Below are 1579 nucleotides of genomic sequence, written 5' to 3'. Positions count from 1 at the left end.
ATGATGCCGACGATCCGCTCCAGGTCGTCGACGGTGGCGAACTCGATGGTGATCTTGCCTTTGCTCCGGCCAATGTCGACCTTCACGCGGGTGTCGAAACGGTCGGAGAGCCGATCGGCGAGATCGTTCAGCGCGGGGGCATGCGGCTTCGGTCGGCGCTTCGCCGAATCCTTCTTACTCGGTCCCTCGCTCAGGGCAAGCGCAACGATCTCCTCGGTCGCCCGGACCGACAGGCCCTCGGCGACGATCCGGAGCGCGAGATGTTCCTGCGTCTCCGAATCCTCCAAGCTGAGCAGCGCCCGAGCGTGCCCAGCGGAGAGCACCCCGGCGGCCACGCGCCGCTGCACCTGGGCCGGCAGGTTCAGCAGTCTGATGGTGTTCGAGATCTGCGGCCGGCTGCGTCCGATCCGACGCGCGAGTTCCTCGTGGGTGGCACCGAACTCCTCCAGCAGCTGCTGGTAGGCGGCGGCCTCTTCCAGCGGGTTCAGGTTCGCCCGATGGATGTTCTCCAACAGCGCGTCCCGCAGCATGGCGTCGTCGCGGGTGTCGCGCACGATCGCCGGAATGCTCTCCCGGCCGACCGCCTGCGCGGCCCGCCACCGCCGCTCACCCATGACGAGCTCGAACTTCTCGTCATCGAGTTGCCGCACCACGATTGGCTGGAGGAAGCCGACTTCCTGGATGGAGGTCTTCAGCTCCTCCAGGGCCTCCTCGTCGAAGACGTGCCGAGGCTGCTTGGGGTTGGGCACGATCGAGTCGACCGGGATCTCGGCGAAGCGTGCGCCGGGCACCGGGCTGAGCATCGGCTCAGCCGTGCTCAGCGCAGCCGGTGTCGGCGCCACGGACGGTACGGCGACTCCGGGCGTCCCGCTCGGCTCGGCCGTGATCGTGCCGGCACCAGCGCCAGCATCCGGAGCCGGTCCGGTCGGGATAAGCGCCCCCAGGCCCCGTCCCAGACCACCCCGAGGACGGTTTTTCATGCCACGCCTCCCAGCGCCTTGTCCGCACTACGCATTCCGGCTCACCGGCTCCTTGACGCCCCGCTCTGCAATCTCCTGGGCGGCCTCGAAGTAGCTCGTCGCCCCCCGCGATCCGGGATCGTAGGTCATCACCGACTGGCCGTAACTGGGTGCCTCGGAGACCCGGACGTTGCGCGGGATCACCGCCTGAAGCACCTTGTCGCCGAAGTGGTTCCGGACGTCCTGCTCGACCGCATCTGCTAGCCGGGTACGCCGGTCGTACATGGTGAGCAGGATCGTGGAGACCTCAAGCCGCGGGTTGAGGTGCTGGCGAACCAGGTTGATGTTGTTGATGAGCTGGTTCAGCCCCTCGAGCGCGTAGTACTCACACTGGATGGGGATGAGCACCTCCTGGGCCGCCACCAACGCGTTCACCGTCAGCAGGCCGAGCGACGGTGGGCAGTCGATGAAGACGTAGTCGAAGTGCCCAGGGTAGGCGGCGATGGCCCGGTCCAGCCGTGACTCGCGGGCCACCACGGACACCAACTCGATCTCCGCGCCGGCCAGGTCGATGGTGGCCGGCACGCACCAGAGGTTGGGGATGCCCTCGACCGCCTGGG

At 67.8% G+C, this 1579-nt stretch carries 2 protein-coding genes; both read right to left on the bottom strand.

Translation table 11 applies throughout. The features are described from left to right. A partial coding sequence (locus AB0M52_RS33830; protein ID WP_363961954.1) for a ParB/RepB/Spo0J family partition protein occupies positions 1 to 980 on the bottom strand: 980 nt, incomplete at its 3' end. Positions 981 to 1007: 27 nt separating this feature from the next. Beyond that, on the bottom strand, positions 1008 to 1579 hold a 572-nt coding region (locus AB0M52_RS33825; RefSeq protein ID WP_363961952.1), incomplete at its 5' end, for a ParA family protein.

It is taken from the genome of Micromonospora sp. NPDC051296, assembly GCF_040682255.1.
Lineage (GTDB): Bacteria > Actinomycetota > Actinomycetes > Mycobacteriales > Micromonosporaceae > Micromonospora > Micromonospora craterilacus.
This window is presented reverse-complemented; position numbering and strand designations above follow the sequence as displayed.